15 protein-coding genes are annotated in these 16006 nt (G+C 43.6%); 10 read left to right on the top strand and 5 right to left on the bottom strand.

Going from position 1 to position 16006, the window contains the following annotated elements; translation table 11 throughout:
- Positions 1 to 62: 62 nt before the first annotated feature.
- From VLN09_RS12115 to VLN09_RS12100, 4 genes are all read right to left on the bottom strand, one after another.
- Complete coding sequence (locus VLN09_RS12115) at positions 63 to 806, bottom strand: amino acid ABC transporter ATP-binding protein (RefSeq protein ID WP_325246860.1); 744 nt, start codon at positions 804 to 806, stop codon at positions 63 to 65.
- Between the two features lie 71 nt (positions 807 to 877).
- Positions 878 to 1561 (bottom strand): amino acid ABC transporter permease, encoded by a 684-nt coding sequence (locus tag VLN09_RS12110; RefSeq protein ID WP_414709136.1) that lies wholly within the window; start codon positions 1559 to 1561, stop codon positions 878 to 880.
- 53 nt (positions 1562 to 1614) lie between these two features.
- The gene (locus VLN09_RS12105) at positions 1615 to 2451 is read right to left on the bottom strand and encodes an amino acid ABC transporter substrate-binding protein (RefSeq protein WP_325246856.1); all 837 of its coding nucleotides are present in this window, start codon (positions 2449 to 2451) and stop codon (positions 1615 to 1617) included.
- Between the two features lie 315 nt (positions 2452 to 2766).
- The gene (locus VLN09_RS12100) at positions 2767 to 3549 is read right to left on the bottom strand and encodes a UTRA domain-containing protein (RefSeq protein WP_325246854.1); all 783 of its coding nucleotides are present in this window, start codon (positions 3547 to 3549) and stop codon (positions 2767 to 2769) included.
- A 269-nt stretch (positions 3550 to 3818) separates the two neighbouring features.
- On the opposite strand from VLN09_RS12100, the gene hutU reads away from it, so the two are divergent.
- The 4 genes from hutU (at position 3819) to hutI (ending at position 9679) form a co-directional block, all read left to right on the top strand.
- Positions 3819 to 5537, top strand: a complete 1719-nt coding sequence (gene hutU / locus VLN09_RS12095) for a urocanate hydratase (RefSeq protein WP_325246852.1) — start codon at positions 3819 to 3821, stop codon at positions 5535 to 5537.
- A gap of 55 nt (positions 5538 to 5592) precedes the next feature.
- Positions 5593 to 7155: a histidine ammonia-lyase gene (gene hutH, locus VLN09_RS12090; RefSeq protein ID WP_325246850.1), complete on the top strand. Its 1563-nt coding sequence runs from the start codon at positions 5593 to 5595 to the stop codon at positions 7153 to 7155.
- Positions 7156 to 7202: 47 nt separating this feature from the next.
- Complete coding sequence (gene hutG, locus VLN09_RS12085) at positions 7203 to 8282, top strand: formimidoylglutamase (protein ID WP_325246848.1); 1080 nt, start codon at positions 7203 to 7205, stop codon at positions 8280 to 8282.
- Between the two features lie 77 nt (positions 8283 to 8359).
- A complete protein-coding gene (gene hutI / locus VLN09_RS12080) occupies positions 8360 to 9679 on the top strand; it encodes an imidazolonepropionase (protein ID WP_325246845.1) in 1320 nt (439 codons plus the stop codon).
- 148 nt (positions 9680 to 9827) lie between these two features.
- On the opposite strand, the gene gdhA is transcribed toward hutI, so the two are convergent.
- Complete coding sequence (gene gdhA / locus VLN09_RS12075; RefSeq protein WP_325246843.1) at positions 9828 to 11174, bottom strand: NADP-specific glutamate dehydrogenase; 1347 nt, start codon at positions 11172 to 11174, stop codon at positions 9828 to 9830.
- A gap of 639 nt (positions 11175 to 11813) precedes the next feature.
- On the opposite strand from gdhA, the gene VLN09_RS12070 reads away from it, so the two are divergent.
- The 6 genes from VLN09_RS12070 to VLN09_RS12045 form a co-directional block, all read left to right on the top strand.
- Positions 11814 to 12176 (top strand): roadblock/LC7 domain-containing protein, encoded by a 363-nt coding sequence (locus tag VLN09_RS12070; RefSeq protein WP_010201036.1) that lies wholly within the window; start codon positions 11814 to 11816, stop codon positions 12174 to 12176.
- Positions 12177 to 12473: 297 nt separating this feature from the next.
- The gene (locus VLN09_RS12065; protein WP_325246841.1) at positions 12474 to 12968 is read left to right on the top strand and encodes a PAS domain-containing protein; all 495 of its coding nucleotides are present in this window, start codon (positions 12474 to 12476) and stop codon (positions 12966 to 12968) included.
- Between the two features lie 3 nt (positions 12969 to 12971).
- Positions 12972 to 13721: a PhnD/SsuA/transferrin family substrate-binding protein gene (locus VLN09_RS12060; RefSeq protein ID WP_325246839.1), complete on the top strand. Its 750-nt coding sequence runs from the start codon at positions 12972 to 12974 to the stop codon at positions 13719 to 13721.
- A gap of 119 nt (positions 13722 to 13840) precedes the next feature.
- The gene (locus VLN09_RS12055; RefSeq protein ID WP_325246837.1) at positions 13841 to 14458 is read left to right on the top strand and encodes a hypothetical protein; all 618 of its coding nucleotides are present in this window, start codon (positions 13841 to 13843) and stop codon (positions 14456 to 14458) included.
- 53 nt (positions 14459 to 14511) lie between these two features.
- Positions 14512 to 15126, top strand: coding sequence for a hypothetical protein (locus VLN09_RS12050; RefSeq protein ID WP_325246835.1), 615 nt, complete (start codon positions 14512 to 14514; stop codon positions 15124 to 15126).
- Positions 15127 to 15476: 350 nt separating this feature from the next.
- The coding region (locus VLN09_RS12045; protein ID WP_325246833.1) for a DsbA family oxidoreductase at positions 15477 to 16006 on the top strand (530 nt) is incomplete at its 3' end.

Below are 16006 nucleotides of genomic sequence, written 5' to 3'. Positions count from 1 at the left end.
ATAAAAAAAGACTGACTTAATAGCAAGCTAGTCTTTTTTTAACTTTCATTATGATGTATTTTCTAACTTTCGATACGCTGCAAAAATGCTTGTGTACGTGGATGCGTCGACAGCTCAAACATCTGCTTAGCACTGCCCTCTTCAACAATTTTACCATCTTCAATCAAAACCACATGATCAGCGACATCGCGAGCAAAATTTATCTCATGAGTAACAACGACCATCGTCCAACCTTCTGATGCCAACTGCTTCATGGTTTCAAGCACATCTTGTACCAGCTCAGGATCAAGTGCCGAGGTTGGCTCATCGAATAGTAGTAACGAAGGCTCAATCGCCAATGCACGAGCAATACCAATGCGCTGCTGTTGACCGCCTGATAGCTGAAAAGGATATAAATCTGCCTTATCAGACAAACCTACTTTCTCAAGTAATGCTAGTGCCTGCTCGCGTGCTTGTGCTTTACTTTGCCCTTGTACCACTGTAGGGCCAAGCATTAAGTTCTCAATGGCTGTTTTATGTGGAAACAAGTTATAAGACTGAAACACCATGCCTGACTTACGTTGCAGCGCCAATAATAGTTTTTTCTTAGGCTTAGTGGCAAAGTCGACTGTCAAGCTGCCATCATCAAAAGCAATGACACCTTGATCAGGAATCTCAAGCGCATTCAAACAACGCAAAAACGTCGTCTTACCAGAACCTGATGGTCCTAATATGACCACCACTTTGCCCTTTTCGATGGTCAAGTCGATACCTTTGAGCACTTGATTGCTGCCAAAGGCTTTATGAATATTGGTGACTTGAATCATAAGACGTCCACTTACAAATTAAAAATACGGGTTAGAAAATTGATTAAAAAACCTACCATGTACTAGCGATATTATTTGGCAACATAACGATCAAGATGCGTTTCAAGCCTACCTTGGATAAAGGTCAAAAACAGACAAATACCCCAATAGATAACGGCCGCTTCGATATAGACCAACATAAACTCATAATTACGCGCAGTAATAATCTGCGCTTGTTTAAACAGCTCAGTTACCAATACCAGCGATGCCAGCGAAGTATCTTTTACCAGACTGATAAAGGTGTTAGATAGCGGCGGTACGGACACGCGTAGTGCTTGCGGCAAAATAACATGGCGAAAGGTCTGCAAATACGTCAAGCCGACAGTCGAACCGGCTTCCCACTGTCCTTTTGGAATAGACAAAATGGAAGCCCGTACCGTCTCTGATGCATAAGCACCAATATTTAGCGAAAAAGCGATAATCGCTGACGGAAAAGGGTCAAGCTTAATCCCAACGCTCGGTAACCCATAGAAGATAATAAACAGCTGCACCAGCATCGGCGTGCCGCGAATGGCAGACACATAGATGCGAGCAAGTCTGTAAACAATCTCATGAATCCAGCCAGCACGCGGCACAATACGAATCAGCGCCACGGTCAGCGCGATTGCCATACCGATTGCAAACGATATCAATGCCAGCGGTATCGAATAATAGATACCGCCTTTAAGCATCGGCCAAAAGGACGAGATAACAATCTGCGCCCGATCAGGACTCATAAATGGCAATAATGCCAATAAATCTGCTAACATTGACGTTATAGAAGCTAGCATTATTTTTGTTGACTTATATCAGCACCAAAGAATTCTTGGCTCAGTTTGGTGAGCGTGCCATCAGCTGCCAATGCTGCCATGGCTTCGTTTAATTTTGCCAATACCGCATCATCACCTTTTAGCAATACCAATCCTGAACCAGTCTGCTCACTGACAGGGGCAGTCAGTTTAATCTCAAGCTCCGCATCTGGGAATTTTTTTAGATAATCTAAAATGGCAAGATTGTCATTCATCGTAAAGTCAGCACGGTCTTGTTTGACCAGTTGGATAGCTTGAGCCATGCCATCGACAGGAACGATTTCAGCTTGATAACGCTCTGCAAGTTCACCATAGTTGCTGGTCAATGACTGAGCACTACGCAGACCTTTTAACGCTTCCCATGAGCTATAACGGTTATCATCTTTTGGCGCTAAAACTACCGCGCCTGACCAGCTATAGGCTTGCGCTTTGTCATATTTTTCTAAACGCTCAGGCGTGGTCAAGCTAACTTGGTTGGCAACCATATCGAAACGTTTGGCATCCAAACCTGCAAGCATTGCATCCCACTGGGTTTCTTGAAACTCAACTTTAACGCCAAGTTTGTCAGCAACCGCACGGGTGACTTCGACATCATAACCGGTCAACTTACCGCTCTCATCATGATAAGTGAATGGCGGATAAGTGCCTTCGGTACCGACGTTGATAGTGCCGCCGTTATTGATACGCTGTAGCAAATCAGAACCGCCACTGGCAGCGGTATCGGTTGCCTTAGTTTCAGCATCATTGGTAGGTGATTGACCACAGGCGGCAAGCAATACGGTGCTGGCGGCAAGGGCTAAAAGCGTGCGACGTTTCATAAGACGTCCTTATCAGAGTGAGTAAATAAGAGTGAATGAATCAAATAAAGCAAAAATATGTCCTGCCAATAATATCCTACTGAAAAATAAGCAGATATTATAATAAATATCTGCTTGGTATTATTTGACTATGACTGCTCAATTTGAGGATAGGCAGCATATTTTTCAATGCGGTTTTTATTTTATTCTTAAAAACTTGAGGCATTTTATGACAAATACTTATTTTAAATTTGCCAATTAAATACCTACTTATTTGTATATTAACGCAATTAAGAAAGAATAAACGTACAAAAATAGTGAATATACGTAAGGTTGTTATAGCTCACCTGAAAACTGGTAACGCTCACCTGCGTGCCACATTTTAACCAAGGTCAATACTTGACCCGCTGAGTAGGTTTGGCGACGAAGCACCAATGTCGGCGACTGCGGAGCAATTTGTAGTAGCGCTGCAATCTCATCAGGCGCTGCTAAGGCGCGTATAGTATAGCTGCCGCGCTCTAGCGGGCTTTTAGCAATCAGATAATCGCTAGTATTCACCACACTAAAATCCTGCTCGATAAACTTGGGAACCTTTAGGGCATCCACCCAACGTTCTTCAAATTGTATCGGCAGACCATCAGCAAAATGGATAATTTTGACCTCGTATAAAACAGCGGCTTCGCTATCAATATTCTCGATGCTTCTAATGTCAGTAGCATCTTTCAATTCAGAAGTTTCAACCACCTTCTCGAGATCAAATTTACGCCGTAGCTCATCATTGAGCATAGCAGCAGTAATGCAACGCTTACTGACAACTCGCGCTTGATAATCACGATTGGCAGACTTTAAATCTTGAGCGATATTACGCACTTCTACAAACGTATGATTAAACTGCTGCTGCGCAACAAACGTCCCCGACCCTTGCCGGCGCTCCAATACTCGCTCTTCACTCAATTCCTTTAAAGCACGGTTGACCGTCATACGAGAGACACCAAACTCTTCTGCCAACGCCATTTCGGTAGAAATCGCATTACCCGCCTGCCATTTACCCGAATGAATATTATCCAATATCGCATTTTTAATGCGCTGATATGCCGGAATCGCCTTTATCGTATCCATTTTTAACCGTTAGTTTTACCAATAATAATAGCGTTATAGTACCACGAGATAATCATACAGACCTCAGCAAAACCGTATGGCAGCTGTCTGTTTATCCAATAGCTCACAAAAATAATGCGGCAATCAAGAAAAAAAACTTGCATGAAAAAATGATTCCTGATAATTTGTATATACAACTTTACGGTAGTATAAATCAATTTAGCAGATTGAGCGTACAAGACTCACTTTGATTGCCATATTGCCTCAACAGATATCATAAGGATAGAATCATGACTACTGATAATGGATTGAACAAGACCCCTGAATATACTCGCCGTGACGAGAGTCGCAATATCGCCGCACCGACTGGCAGCACGCTACATTGTAAAAGCTGGCTGACCGAAGCCCCTTATCGTATGCTACAAAACAATCTACATCCTGATGTGGCGGAAAACCCAAAAAGCTTGGTCGTTTATGGTGGTATTGGACGTGCAGCCCGTAATTGGGAAAGCTATGATCAAATCTTAGCGTCATTGAAAGAATTAGAAGACGATGAGACATTGTTAGTTCAATCAGGTAAGCCAGTTGGCGTCTTTCAAACGCATGAAAATGCGCCACGCGTATTGATTGCCAATTCTAATCTTGTCCCGCGCTGGGCAACGTGGGAGCATTTCAACGAGCTAGATCGTAAAGACTTATTTATGTACGGTCAGATGACGGCGGGTAGTTGGATTTATATCGGGACCCAAGGTATCGTTCAGGGTACTTATGAGACTTTTGTTGAAGCTGGTCGTCAGCATTACGACGGCAGCTGGGCAGGACGTTGGATTTTGACTGCTGGTCTTGGTGGTATGGGGGGCGCACAGCCACTAGCGGCGACCTTTGCTGGCGCGACGTCTTTAAACATAGAATGTCAGCAATCTAGTATTGATTTCCGTCTACGTACGGGCTACGTCGATAAGCAAGCCGATGATTTAGATCATGCTTATGAGCTCATCAAGCAGCACACTGCCGCAGGTGAAGCGGTTTCTATCGCCTTACTTGGCAATGCAGCAGATATCTTGCCTGAAATGGTTAAGCGTGCCAATGCAGGTGAAATCAAACCTGATTTGGTCACTGACCAAACCTCAGCTCATGATTTGATTAACGGCTATCTACCAAGTGGCTGGACGGTTGAAGAATGGAAAGTCGCTCAAGAAAATCCAGAGCAACACGCTGATCTCACCAAAGCTGCTGCGCAGTCTTGTGCGTTACACGTAAAGGCGATGCTAGCTTTACAAGAGATGGATATTCCAACGACTGATTATGGTAATAACATTCGTCAGGTGGCGTTTGATGAAGGAGTTAAAGACGCTTTTAATTTCCCAGGTTTTGTCCCTGCGTATATTCGTCCGCTGTTTTGCCAAGGTAAAGGACCATTCCGCTGGGTCGCATTATCAGGTGATCCAGAAGATATCTATAAAACCGATCAAAAAATTAAAGAGCTGTTCCCAGAAAACCAGCACATTCATCGCTGGCTTGATATGGCAAAAGAGCGCATTCAGTTCCAGGGTCTGCCAGCGCGTATCTGCTGGCTAGGTCTTGGTGAGCGTGATAAAGCAGGTTTGGCATTTAATGAGATGGTCAAGAACGGCGAGCTTAAAGGTCCTATCGTCATCGGTCGTGACCATTTGGATACCGGTTCTGTTGCCAGTCCAAACCGCGAAACAGAAAGCATGAAAGATGGCTCAGATGCGGTATCGGATTGGGCACTATTAAACGGTATGCTGAATGTCGCAGGGGGCGCCACTTGGGTGTCACTACATCATGGCGGCGGTGTTGGAATGGGCTATTCGCAGCACTCTGGCATGGTCATCGTCGCTGACGGTACTGATGCCGCAGCCAAGCGCTTGGCGCGAGTATTGGTTAATGATTGCGGTTCAGGTGTTATGCGTCATGCAGATGCTGGCTATGAGCTGGCTATCAAAACAGCCAAAGACTATGGCTTAAATCTACCGATGATTAAATAGCTAGAACCACCTTGACGTTATAAAAATAAATAACTACATAACTAGGATTATCCCCATGAATAATATTAAAAAATCAACCCTACACCCTCGCCAGCTTAGCTTTGAGATGCTACGTGATATCTATGAGCAGCCTGTCATATTTACACTGCCTGAGAGTGCTTATGAGGCGATAGATGCCTCACACGAAGACGTGCGTACGATCATTGCCCGTGACAAAAGCGCTTATGGCATAAATACTGGTTTTGGTCTATTGGCAAAGACGCGTATCAGTGATGACCAGCTTGAGCTACTTCAGCGCAACCTTATTGTGTCTCACTCGGTAGGCACTGGTGAGGCGCTGCCAGATAGCGTAGTGCGACTGATTATGGTGATGAAAGTTGCTAGCTTAGCACAAGGCTTTTCTGGCGTACGCCGCGCTGTGGTCGACAGCTTACTGGGCTTAATCAACAACCAAATTACCCCAAATATCCCTGCCAAAGGCTCAGTTGGTGCGTCTGGTGATCTAGCGCCTTTATCACATATGACACTGGCGATGATGGGTGAAGGCCATGTGTATGTTGATGGTAAAAAAGTACTGGCCGCTGATGCTTTAGCACAGCATGGTCTTGAGCCAATCACCCTTGCGGCAAAAGAAGGTCTTGCCCTGATTAACGGCACCCAAGTGTCTACAGCGCTGGCAATACGAGGTTATTTCTTAGCACGTGATTTGCTTGAGACAGCAACCATCGTCGGCTCGCTGTCTATCGATGCAGCCAAAGGCTCAGATGCGCCATTTGATGCGCGTATTCACGAAGTACGTGGTCATCATGGTCAAATCGAAATCGCTAAAGCACATCGTCAGTTAATCAAGGGCAGTGCTATTCGCGCCTCACATGATGGCGAGCAAGACGATAGAGTACAAGATCCTTACTGCCTGCGTTGCCAGCCTCAAGTCATGGGCGCTTGCCTTGATATCATCAATCAAGCAGGAAAAACGCTGTTAATTGAATCAAATGCCGTCACTGATAATCCACTTATCTTTAACAATGAAGACGGTCCAGTTGCTATCTCAGGCGGTAACTTCCATGCTGAGCCAGTAGCTTTTGCTGCTGATATTTTAGCCTTGGCAATTGCTGAGATTGGCTCTATGTCTGAGCGCCGTATCGCTTTGCTAATCGATGCTACTTTATCAGGTGGTTTGCCGCCATTCTTAGTTGATAATGCTGGGGTAAACTCAGGCTTTATGATTGCCCATGTGACCGCAGCAGCGCTTGCTTCAGAAAACAAATCTATTGCCCATCCTGGTAGTGTTGACAGCATTCCAACTTCTGCCAATCAAGAAGATCATGTGTCGATGGCAACGTACTGCGCCCGTCGCTTATATGAGATGGCGCAAAATACCGCCACCATTATCGGTATTGAGCTATTAGCTGCTGGTCAAGGTATCGACTTCCATCGCGGATTAGAGACCTCAGAACCTTTGACTATGGCACATCAGAAACTACGCGAGCAAGTGACTTTTTATGATAAAGACCGTTACCTAGCCCCTGACATTGAAGCAGCCAAACAGCTGGTATTAGCTGGCACGCTTGCTGAGCATTGGCAGTCATTACGTAGCAATTGGTATGATTCTAAATAAAGGCTGAAGGCTGATTGATAAAAGCGAATAAAACAAGGAAGCTGGCGATGACATCTCTGACAAATGAAGCAGCAAGCACGATTACCCATACAGAAGCCGTGAGCCATACGGTAGCTGATATGAGTCGCTGGACAGGACGTGCGGAGCCTTTTGAGACAGTACGCGCCCGCTACTGGTACCAGCTAGTTCAGCCTTATGCTTTTGATAGCATAAGCCAGCACATTGGGCTAGTCGGTTTCGCTTGTGACCAAGGTGTCAGGCGCAATCAAGGACGCGTGGGTGCAAGAGCAGCACCGCCATTGATTCGTCAGGCGTTTGCCGCACTACCAGTCATCGCTGAGCTACAGCAGCGCTTTGGTAATCAACTGCCAACCTTACTGGGTGATGCGGGTGATATTCATTGCCATGATAATGATGATTTTGCCGTAAACATGCTAGAACAAGCACAAGTCAATTATGCCGATAAAGTAAGCCAGATTATCAAGCAAGGCGGCTTACCCATCGGTCTTGGTGGCGGTCATGCCATCGCTTATGGCAGTTTTTTAGGATTGTGGCAAGCTCTACAGCAGACAGACACTACCAATGATACAGACGCGCCGCCGCGTATTGGCATTATCAATTTTGATGCTCATCTTGATATTCGTCAGTCTGATGTAGCAACGTCTGGTACGCCATTTCGACAGATTGCCGAGCACCTTGATGAGCAAGGTCAGCCATTTAACTATTGCTGTATCGGTGTTAGTCGATTTTCTAACACCGCTGCGCTCTTTGATCGTGCTGAGCAGTTGGGCGTACATATCATCAGTGATGAAGATTGTACCAATAAGAAATGGAAAAAAATTGCTACTCAAATAGCAAGTTTCATCGATAACGTTGATATTATTTATCTGACGATTGATATGGATTGCTTGCCATCAAGCGTTGTACCCGGCGTCAGTGCGCCAGCCGCTTACGGTATTGAGCTCAGTTTCGTTGAGCGTGCGGTCAAGCTTATTTTGTCTTCTGGCAAAGTAAAAGTAGCTGACATTGCTGAGATTAACCCCACTTTTGATATTGATGCACGTAGCTGCAAAGTCGCGGCACGACTGTTAGCGACTATGACTGAGCAGCATTTACTGAATTTATAGATAAAGGCTTGTAAATTAAAATTTACAGATGAATTTTATATATTCACCTGATTATCAGTATTAAGCAGGAGCTTATTATGAACAACTCTAGCAAACAGATACTTGACGACTCTAGCAATATTACAGATGCTATAGATGCCCTGACAGCGTTTGACCACATCATTGTTAATGCCAATCTCGCCACCTTTTCAGCGCAATATGGGTTTGATATTTATAGCGCCAATCAAAAGGAAAGCACACCTTATGGTCAATTAGAAAATGCCGCTATCGGTATCAAAGATGGCAAAATTGCATGGATTGGGACGCATACGCAAGTAGTGCCCTATCTTACGCATTATCGAAGTCAGCAAATCACAGACGCTCATGGTCATTGGATAACGCCTGGATTGATAGATTGTCATACTCATATCGTTTATGGCGGCAACCGCAGCAATGAGTTTGAAGCAAGACTGCATGGTGCCAATTATCAAGATATCGCTGCTCAAGGTGGCGGTATTGTCTCAACGGTTCGTTCCACTCGCAAGGCCAGTAGCGATGAGTTATTTGCACAAAGTGAAAAGCGCCTGCTTGCCCTTATTAAAGAAGGCGTAACTAGTATCGAGATTAAGTCTGGCTACGGCTTGGATTTAGATACTGAACGTAAGATGCTGATGGTAGCGCGCCAGCTTGGTAAAAAACATAATATCCATGTGAGCACCACTTATTTAGCTGCTCATGCCCTGCCACTCGAATACAAAGAGCGTGCCGATGAGTATATCGAGCAAGTCTGCGAGTGGCTGCCAATTTTACATAGCGAGGGCTTAGTCGATGCGGTCGATGGTTTTTGTGAAAACATCGCCTTTAGTACTGAACAAATCAGGCGAGTTTTTGAGGTCGCATGCTCGTTAGATTTGCCGGTAAAACTGCACTCTGAGCAACTTTCTGATATAGGCGGCATTGCGTTAGTTGCCGAATATAAAGGATTGTCAAGCGATCATCTTGAGCATTTATCAGAAGACGATATCAAAAAGATGGCCGCAAGTAACACCGTTGCCGTGATGTTGCCGGGCGCGTTTTATACCTTACGTGATACTAAACTGCCACCGATTGAAGAGTTGCGCAAACACCAAGTACCGATTGCCGTTTCAACAGATTGCAACCCTGGTACTTCACCGCTGACGTCCCTGTTACTAGCGATGAATATGGGCTGCACGCTGTTTTATTTAACCCCTGAAGAAGTATTGGCAGGGGCGACCGTTCATGCTGCACAAGCATTAGGTCTAGCCAAAAAAGGCAAAATAGAAGTTGGCTGTGATGCAGACTTGGCACTTTGGGATATCACTCGCCCTGCTGATTTAGCCTATCAAATGGGGTTAAATCCTATTAAAGGTATTATGGTTAAAGGTGAATGGCGCTAAACCTTATAGCCTTACCATTCTCTTTTGAATCGTAAAAAGCCCCAATCAATGAATAATTGGGGCTTTTTTATCTATGAAATGAACTTATCACATTAATAGGTCATGTTTTAGTACGACTATGAGCCAGCCGCTAACGGCTAAATCACCCTTAGTTCAAGATACCATAAGCAACCAACGCATCAGCAACACGTTTAAAGCCGACGATATTGGCGCCAGTCATATAATCGATATAACCTTTATCAGTTTGATGGTATTTTTCTGAGGCTTCAGCCGCGCCATCATGAATATTTTTCATAATATCTTTTAAACGCGCATCGATCTCCTCAAAGCTCTTGTACTGACGTACTGAATTCTGTGACATCTCAAGACCAGATACGGCAACGCCGCCCGCATTCGCCGCTTTACCTGGAGCATAGTGCACACGGTGCAAGCGGATATGATCAATTGCTTCTGCAGTCAATGGCATATTAGCGCCTTCAACCACGTACTTGATACCATTTTCAACCATCAGCTTGGCGTCGTCTTCAGTCACTTCGTTTTGCGTGGCTGATGGGATGGCGATATCGCCTTTAATATGCCAAGGCTTTTGACCAGCAAACCATTCACCACCATAGACAGCAACGTAATCTGCTAAAGGTTGGCTTTTTGCTTTCTGCGCTTTTAGCCAGTTTATTTTTTCTTGATTTAGACCCGCCTCATCATACAAGGTACCTTGTGAATCAGATACGGTAACAACAACACCGCCCAGCATATGAGCTTTTTCAGCAGCATGTAGAGAGACGTTACCCGCGCCTGAAACCAGTACTCGCTTACCATCGATGTGCTCGTTTTGAGCCGTTAGCATATTTTCTAAGAAGTAAACTGCGCCATAGCCCGTCGCTTCTGTACGCATCAAACTACCACCGAACCCAACGCCTTTGCCAGTCAATACACCGCCGTATTCGCGGGTTAGGTTTTTATACATGGCAAACATATAGCTGATTTCGCGTCCGCTAACGCCGATATCACCAGCCGGTACGTCTGTATCTTTATTGATATATGGATGCAGCTCACGCATAAAGGCGTAGCAAAAACGACGGATTTCGTTGTCTGATTTGCCCTTTGGATCAAAATCAGAACCACCTTTAGCGCCGCCCATCGGCAAACCGGTCAAGGCATTTTTAAAGATTTGCTCAAAACCTAAGAATTTTAACACCGATTGATTGACGGTTGGGTGAAATCTAATGCCACCCTTATAAGGTCCTAAAGCGTTGCTAAATTGGACACGCCAGCCGCGATTTACCTGTACTTCACCTTTATCGTCTTCCCAGTTGATACGGAAACCCATCACACGGTCAGGCTCAACCAAGCGTTCAAAGACTTTGAAAGTATCATATTCAGGATGAGAGTCATATAGTGGCGCAATCGTGATTGCAACTTCTTTTACTGCCTGAATAAATTCAGGTTGATGGGCATAACGTGCTTCGATTTTTTCGATTGCCTGACTGATACTCATATAAGTTCCTTAAGGTAGAAATTGAAATCATGCTGATCTACAGCGGCGCTTTATCGTATACCCGCAAACGATAGGATGGTAAACGCAGATGTAGGATTGACGTCGCTGCTATACGCTGTTTGGTATAGAAACTGATGGGATTAGAATCCAATTGCTTGTGTCTTTACATCATACATAAAGCAGCACAAACCATTTTTTCTCATAACTGTATAGCATTTTTTTGCAGTATAGGTCTAGTAAATATCAACATCATCAAAATTTATGGACAGTTTTTTATCATTATCATATCTCAGATATAGCATAGAAAAAACTTAATAATCGAAAATATCGCGTATTGATTCAACAAATTTTAGACGACTTATAAATAAAACCTCCCATTCGCTTTGGCGACTTTCTGTATTTATTCGCATTTTATCTATATCAAACATAAAATTTTAAATAATAAAAGCATAATATAAGCAAACTTTTATCTATTAATTATTAATTTCATCATAATTAAGCCAAAAAACAGCCCTTATCTTGCCTTTTTCTATATCCTTATTTTTTTTAAGGCTTTATAATGTTGCGCTTTAGTTACAGAATATCTTATACATTCCAATCGTTATTTATGTATTAATAACCCGTCACAGAGAAATCGATATGCGCACAGATTCATTCCAGCAAATCTTGGAAGACTTAAACAGCTCATCAGCCGATGTTGAAGCATCTGCCCTCATCTCTAACGATGGTCTTATGATTGCATCTGCATTGCCAACAGGCGTCGACGAAGATCGCGTTGGTGCTATGTCAGCAGCGTTATTGTCACTGGGTGATCGTGCCGGACGCGAATTGGCTCGTGGTAGTATCGACCGCATCATGATTCAAGGTGAAAAAGGCTACGTGATTATGACTTCATCGGGTGATGAAGCAGTACTGACGATTATGGCAAAACCAAATGCCAAACTTGGCTTAATATTCTTAGATATCAAACGTGCTTCTGAAGCATTAGCAAAACTTATCTAATAAGTGCTGATGCAAGACTATTGATGCTAACACCTATCTCATTAACGCTACAAATTGCTTGATAAATAACACTTTAAATGAAAATAGGCACACTGTCCTATAAAAATTATTTAAGGTATTGCACACCGCTTATATGCAATGCGTGATTAGCACTATAAAAGACTAAAAACAGCTCATCACGATTAAGCGTTTATGAATGAATGGATTAGCAGATAGAGACACCTTATTTAAGAATAAACTTAAGTTAAACCCGTGTTTTAAGCATGATAAATACAACAACTTATAAAGGTGATTACGATGGGCGCTACACTCCCTGATGCTATTAAGCCTGAGCAAGCAGCTGAGCAGATTACACTGACCTATCATGACGGCGCGTCGCGTACGGTCTATGATACTGGTATTGAACGCCCTTATCCTGATGGTAAGCTAATTGTTTCACGTACCGATCTGGACGGTATCATTACTCACGTCAACGATGCCTTCGTCGAAATCAGTGGCTATCATGTGGATGAGCTGATTGGCCAGCAGCACTATATTTTGCGCCATCCTGATATGCCAAAAGCGGCCTATAAAGACTTATGGTCAACGGCTGAATCTGTCGGAAAGTGGAACGGCTATGTCAAAAACTTATGTAAAGATGGCAGCCACTATTGGGTTTATGCAACCGTAGTGCCAAACGTGCGCCGCGGCGAAACGGTCGGTTATACTTCGGTACGCCGTAAGCCTTCACGCAGCAAGATTGATGCAGCAATCGCTCAGTATGCCCAAATGAAACAAAATGAGGAAGGCTAAATCATGACGACACACAATATGTTAATCGCCCCTGATTTTTCGCCTGATCGTTTTGCAGGCTGGCACATGTTTAATATCTTGATTCAAAAACGTGCCAATCTAAACATGCATCTTAATATGCCAGCTTCTCATTCAGAGCAAGAAGCGCTGATTGATGCAGGCGATATGCAAGTTATTTATGCCAACCCTTTTGATGCTGCAACGCTAATCCGTGAGCAAGGCTACCGTGCCGTAGCACGCCCTATCGGCAAATCCGATGAGATGGTGATTACCGCAAGCAGTAATAGCGACATTAGCACCCTAGAAGACTTATCTCATGGCGCCACCATTGCCATGGCAAATAATCGTGATGTTAAACTGATTGGTTTACGTCTACTAGAAGCTGTTGATTTAGAAGAAGCGGATTTGAATTGGTCAGTGACTGAGACCTATCAAGCAGCAGCGCGCCAAGTTATCAAGGGCGATGCTCAAGCCGCTTTTTTCTTAGCTGAGATTTTCCATAGCTTTTCACGCTTGACCAAAGCGCAGTTAAGCGTCTTAATCGAAAGTGATTTGGCAGATATTAGCCACGTCTTGCTGATTAAAGACAGCTTTCCTGATACCGATATTTTGATGGATGCTATCTTGAATTTGCATCACGATGATGACGGCAAAGAAGCGCTGGCTGAGCTTGGTATGCCGCAAGGTTTTGAAGTCATGGATGAAGAAGACGCTGAATTCATGATAGATTTGATGCAGACACTACTCGACTAATATTATTGGACGAACAGGTTCATTATTCATTGGCATTTTACTTAAGTCATAGTAGTTATTTAACAGCGGTTATTTAATAGCGCTTCGTTAATCACTGCTATGATTGACAGGACATGATTATGTCTGATTTACACCTTATCAAAGAAAGTGAAATGGCAGCACGGCGTGTCTATCGTCTTTATTCACGTAAGATATTTTTGGCACCCAACAACCGCCATTTTCACGAACAACGTATCAACGCCGCTTTATTACTGAATGAAAAAGAGCCATTACAAGGTGCTATCGCTGACTTCTTTTATGGCTGTTGGTACGATATCCCTTATGATGTCACCAATATGTTTACGCGCTTACAAGGGCGACTACTGCCCCACATCGAGCAAGGCTTTCGTGATTGTATTGACAAAAAAAGCTACATTCAAAAAAACAGCATGCTGGCAACGCGCTGGAGCGTACTGGTATCACCGTCATTAAATGAGCAGACACAGCGGCTACGTATCAGTAGTGATGATGCCAAAGAAATCGCTAAAGATATCACTAGCGACTTAATGCTGGCACGTGATAACCAAGAATTAGGCACGATAGAACAAATAGAAAGAGAGTTTTTTGCTCATTGTATTGCTCGTAACGACCGTCTAGCATTTTCCTTAGTATGGTTTCGCTTAGGTAAAAGCGATTGGCACTTTGATGAGCGTTGGAATAACTGTCAACAAAAACTTGATCAAACCACCAAAACTTAGATTTGCTTTTTTGTTCAAACCAATCATAAAACTTCATTGAAATGGTAGCTGTTATGTCCTCTTATTTAAACGCTGATAAAACGTATTTGACTTTGACTCCAGCCGGTATCTTTGAGGCATTTTCACAAAGTGAGCCGACACCTGAACAGCTATCATTGCAAGATTTATTGTCCTATAGTGAAACCTTGCTAGCGGCTGATTGGCTTAAACGTTACTCTGATGAGTGGTTAGACAGCTTTTTGGAACACGGCTGGATTGAAAAACTCTCGATATTCTTGCCAGCTCCTAACTTACCATTAGACCAATTTTTACCTTATGTGGTTTCAAGCTTGTCTGGTAAGCGCCGCGCGGCGATTGGCTCTGATGAAGGGTTTTGTCTCGCACGTATTGGCTATACTCAAGAAGAAGCAGACATGCTGAGTGTAGCAGCGGCCGATTTTTCAGGCTTTATGATGCGCCAAAAACAGCGCGGCTGGGCAGTAGAAAGTCAGGCTATTTCATTCTTTCAGCAAGTGGATTTATTGATTCCTGAAACCAGCTTTGTGTTCTTATGGTTGGATGGTTCAGGTTATGTGCTTATCATTGATGGCGAGCCTTTGACCAACAATCGCGCCTTTGTTGAACTTGTCTGGGCACTGAAAACTTCTGGGCTGAGGTTCTCAAATTAAAACCTTCAAATTAAAGCTGTTAAAGCAGAGTTTTAACTCACATTCATAAACACTATTTATCTTAATATCATAAAAACATGTCTTTTTAAAAGGCATGTTTTTTTGTGTCTTACAAACGATAAAAGTATGATTAGTTTCCTATCTTAGTTCACTCTATCGCAATTATTTCTATTTTACAGGGTAAGAAATATATCTTCTCACTCTGTAACTTAGCAGTCATTGTAATCACCTAGCCTTTCTCTTAGTATCGTTTAATAAATATATTGATTACAGTCAGCTTCAGCTAAAAGAAGCGTATCTCAAACAGAATTTCTTTAGATCAACAGCAAATAATAAATTAGGTAAAAAATATGGAAAACTCAAAACAACCATTACGCATCGATATCGTATCAGACGTCGTCTGCCCTTGGTGTGTCGTCGGCTATCGCCAACTGGCAGCCGCACTAGAGCAGACCAATACTGCCCATGAGATACACTGGCATCCGTTTGAGCTAAACCCTAACATGCCAAGCGAGGGTCAAAACATGCGTGAGCATATCACAGAAAAATATGGCTCAAGCAAAGCCGAGTCAGATGCTAGCCGCGCCAGAATAGCCGAGGCAGGTTCTGATGTCGGCTTTGAGTTTAATTTTAATGATGACTTGCGTATGCACAACACCTTTAATCTGCATCAGCTTTTGCATTGGGCTGAGCAGCAAGGGCGGATGCATGAGTTAAAACAGGCGTTATTTACCGCGCACTTTACCGATAATAGAAACCTCTCTGATATCACGGTACTTGCCGATATCGCCGCCGAGATTGGACTGAATCGCGAGGAAGCGCTAGCGGTTTTAGAAGACCAGCGCTTTGCCAATGCCGTACGTGAGGTAGAGCAGCATTG

The sequence above is a fragment of the Psychrobacter sp. genome (genome assembly GCF_035469765.1).
Classification (GTDB): Bacteria; Pseudomonadota; Gammaproteobacteria; order Pseudomonadales; family Moraxellaceae; genus Psychrobacter.
Note: the sequence above shows the minus strand (reverse complement) of the source record. Positions and strands in the feature narration are given on the sequence as shown.

Bases quoted from the DNA above. Each gene is read 5' to 3' on its own strand.
- VLN09_RS12115 (WP_325246860.1), bottom strand. From the start codon at position 806: ATGATTCAAGTCACCAATATTCATAAAGCCTTTGGCAGCAATCAAGTG.
- VLN09_RS12110 (WP_414709136.1), bottom strand. From the start codon at position 1,561: ATGAGTCCTGATCGGGCGCAGATTGTTATCTCGTCCTTTTGGCCGATG.
- VLN09_RS12105 (WP_325246856.1), bottom strand. From the start codon at position 2,451: ATGAAACGTCGCACGCTTTTAGCCCTTGCCGCCAGCACCGTATTGCTT.
- VLN09_RS12100 (WP_325246854.1), bottom strand. From the start codon at position 3,549: ATGGATACGATAAAGGCGATTCCGGCATATCAGCGCATTAAAAATGCG.
- hutU (WP_325246852.1), top strand. From the start codon at position 3,819: ATGACTACTGATAATGGATTGAACAAGACCCCTGAATATACTCGCCGT.
- hutH (WP_325246850.1), top strand. From the start codon at position 5,593: ATGAATAATATTAAAAAATCAACCCTACACCCTCGCCAGCTTAGCTTT.
- hutG (WP_325246848.1), top strand. From the start codon at position 7,203: ATGACATCTCTGACAAATGAAGCAGCAAGCACGATTACCCATACAGAA.
- hutI (WP_325246845.1), top strand. From the start codon at position 8,360: ATGAACAACTCTAGCAAACAGATACTTGACGACTCTAGCAATATTACA.
- gdhA (WP_325246843.1), bottom strand. From the start codon at position 11,174: ATGAGTATCAGTCAGGCAATCGAAAAAATCGAAGCACGTTATGCCCAT.
- VLN09_RS12070 (WP_010201036.1), top strand. From the start codon at position 11,814: ATGCGCACAGATTCATTCCAGCAAATCTTGGAAGACTTAAACAGCTCA.
- VLN09_RS12065 (WP_325246841.1), top strand. From the start codon at position 12,474: ATGGGCGCTACACTCCCTGATGCTATTAAGCCTGAGCAAGCAGCTGAG.
- VLN09_RS12060 (WP_325246839.1), top strand. From the start codon at position 12,972: ATGACGACACACAATATGTTAATCGCCCCTGATTTTTCGCCTGATCGT.
- VLN09_RS12055 (WP_325246837.1), top strand. From the start codon at position 13,841: ATGTCTGATTTACACCTTATCAAAGAAAGTGAAATGGCAGCACGGCGT.
- VLN09_RS12050 (WP_325246835.1), top strand. From the start codon at position 14,512: ATGTCCTCTTATTTAAACGCTGATAAAACGTATTTGACTTTGACTCCA.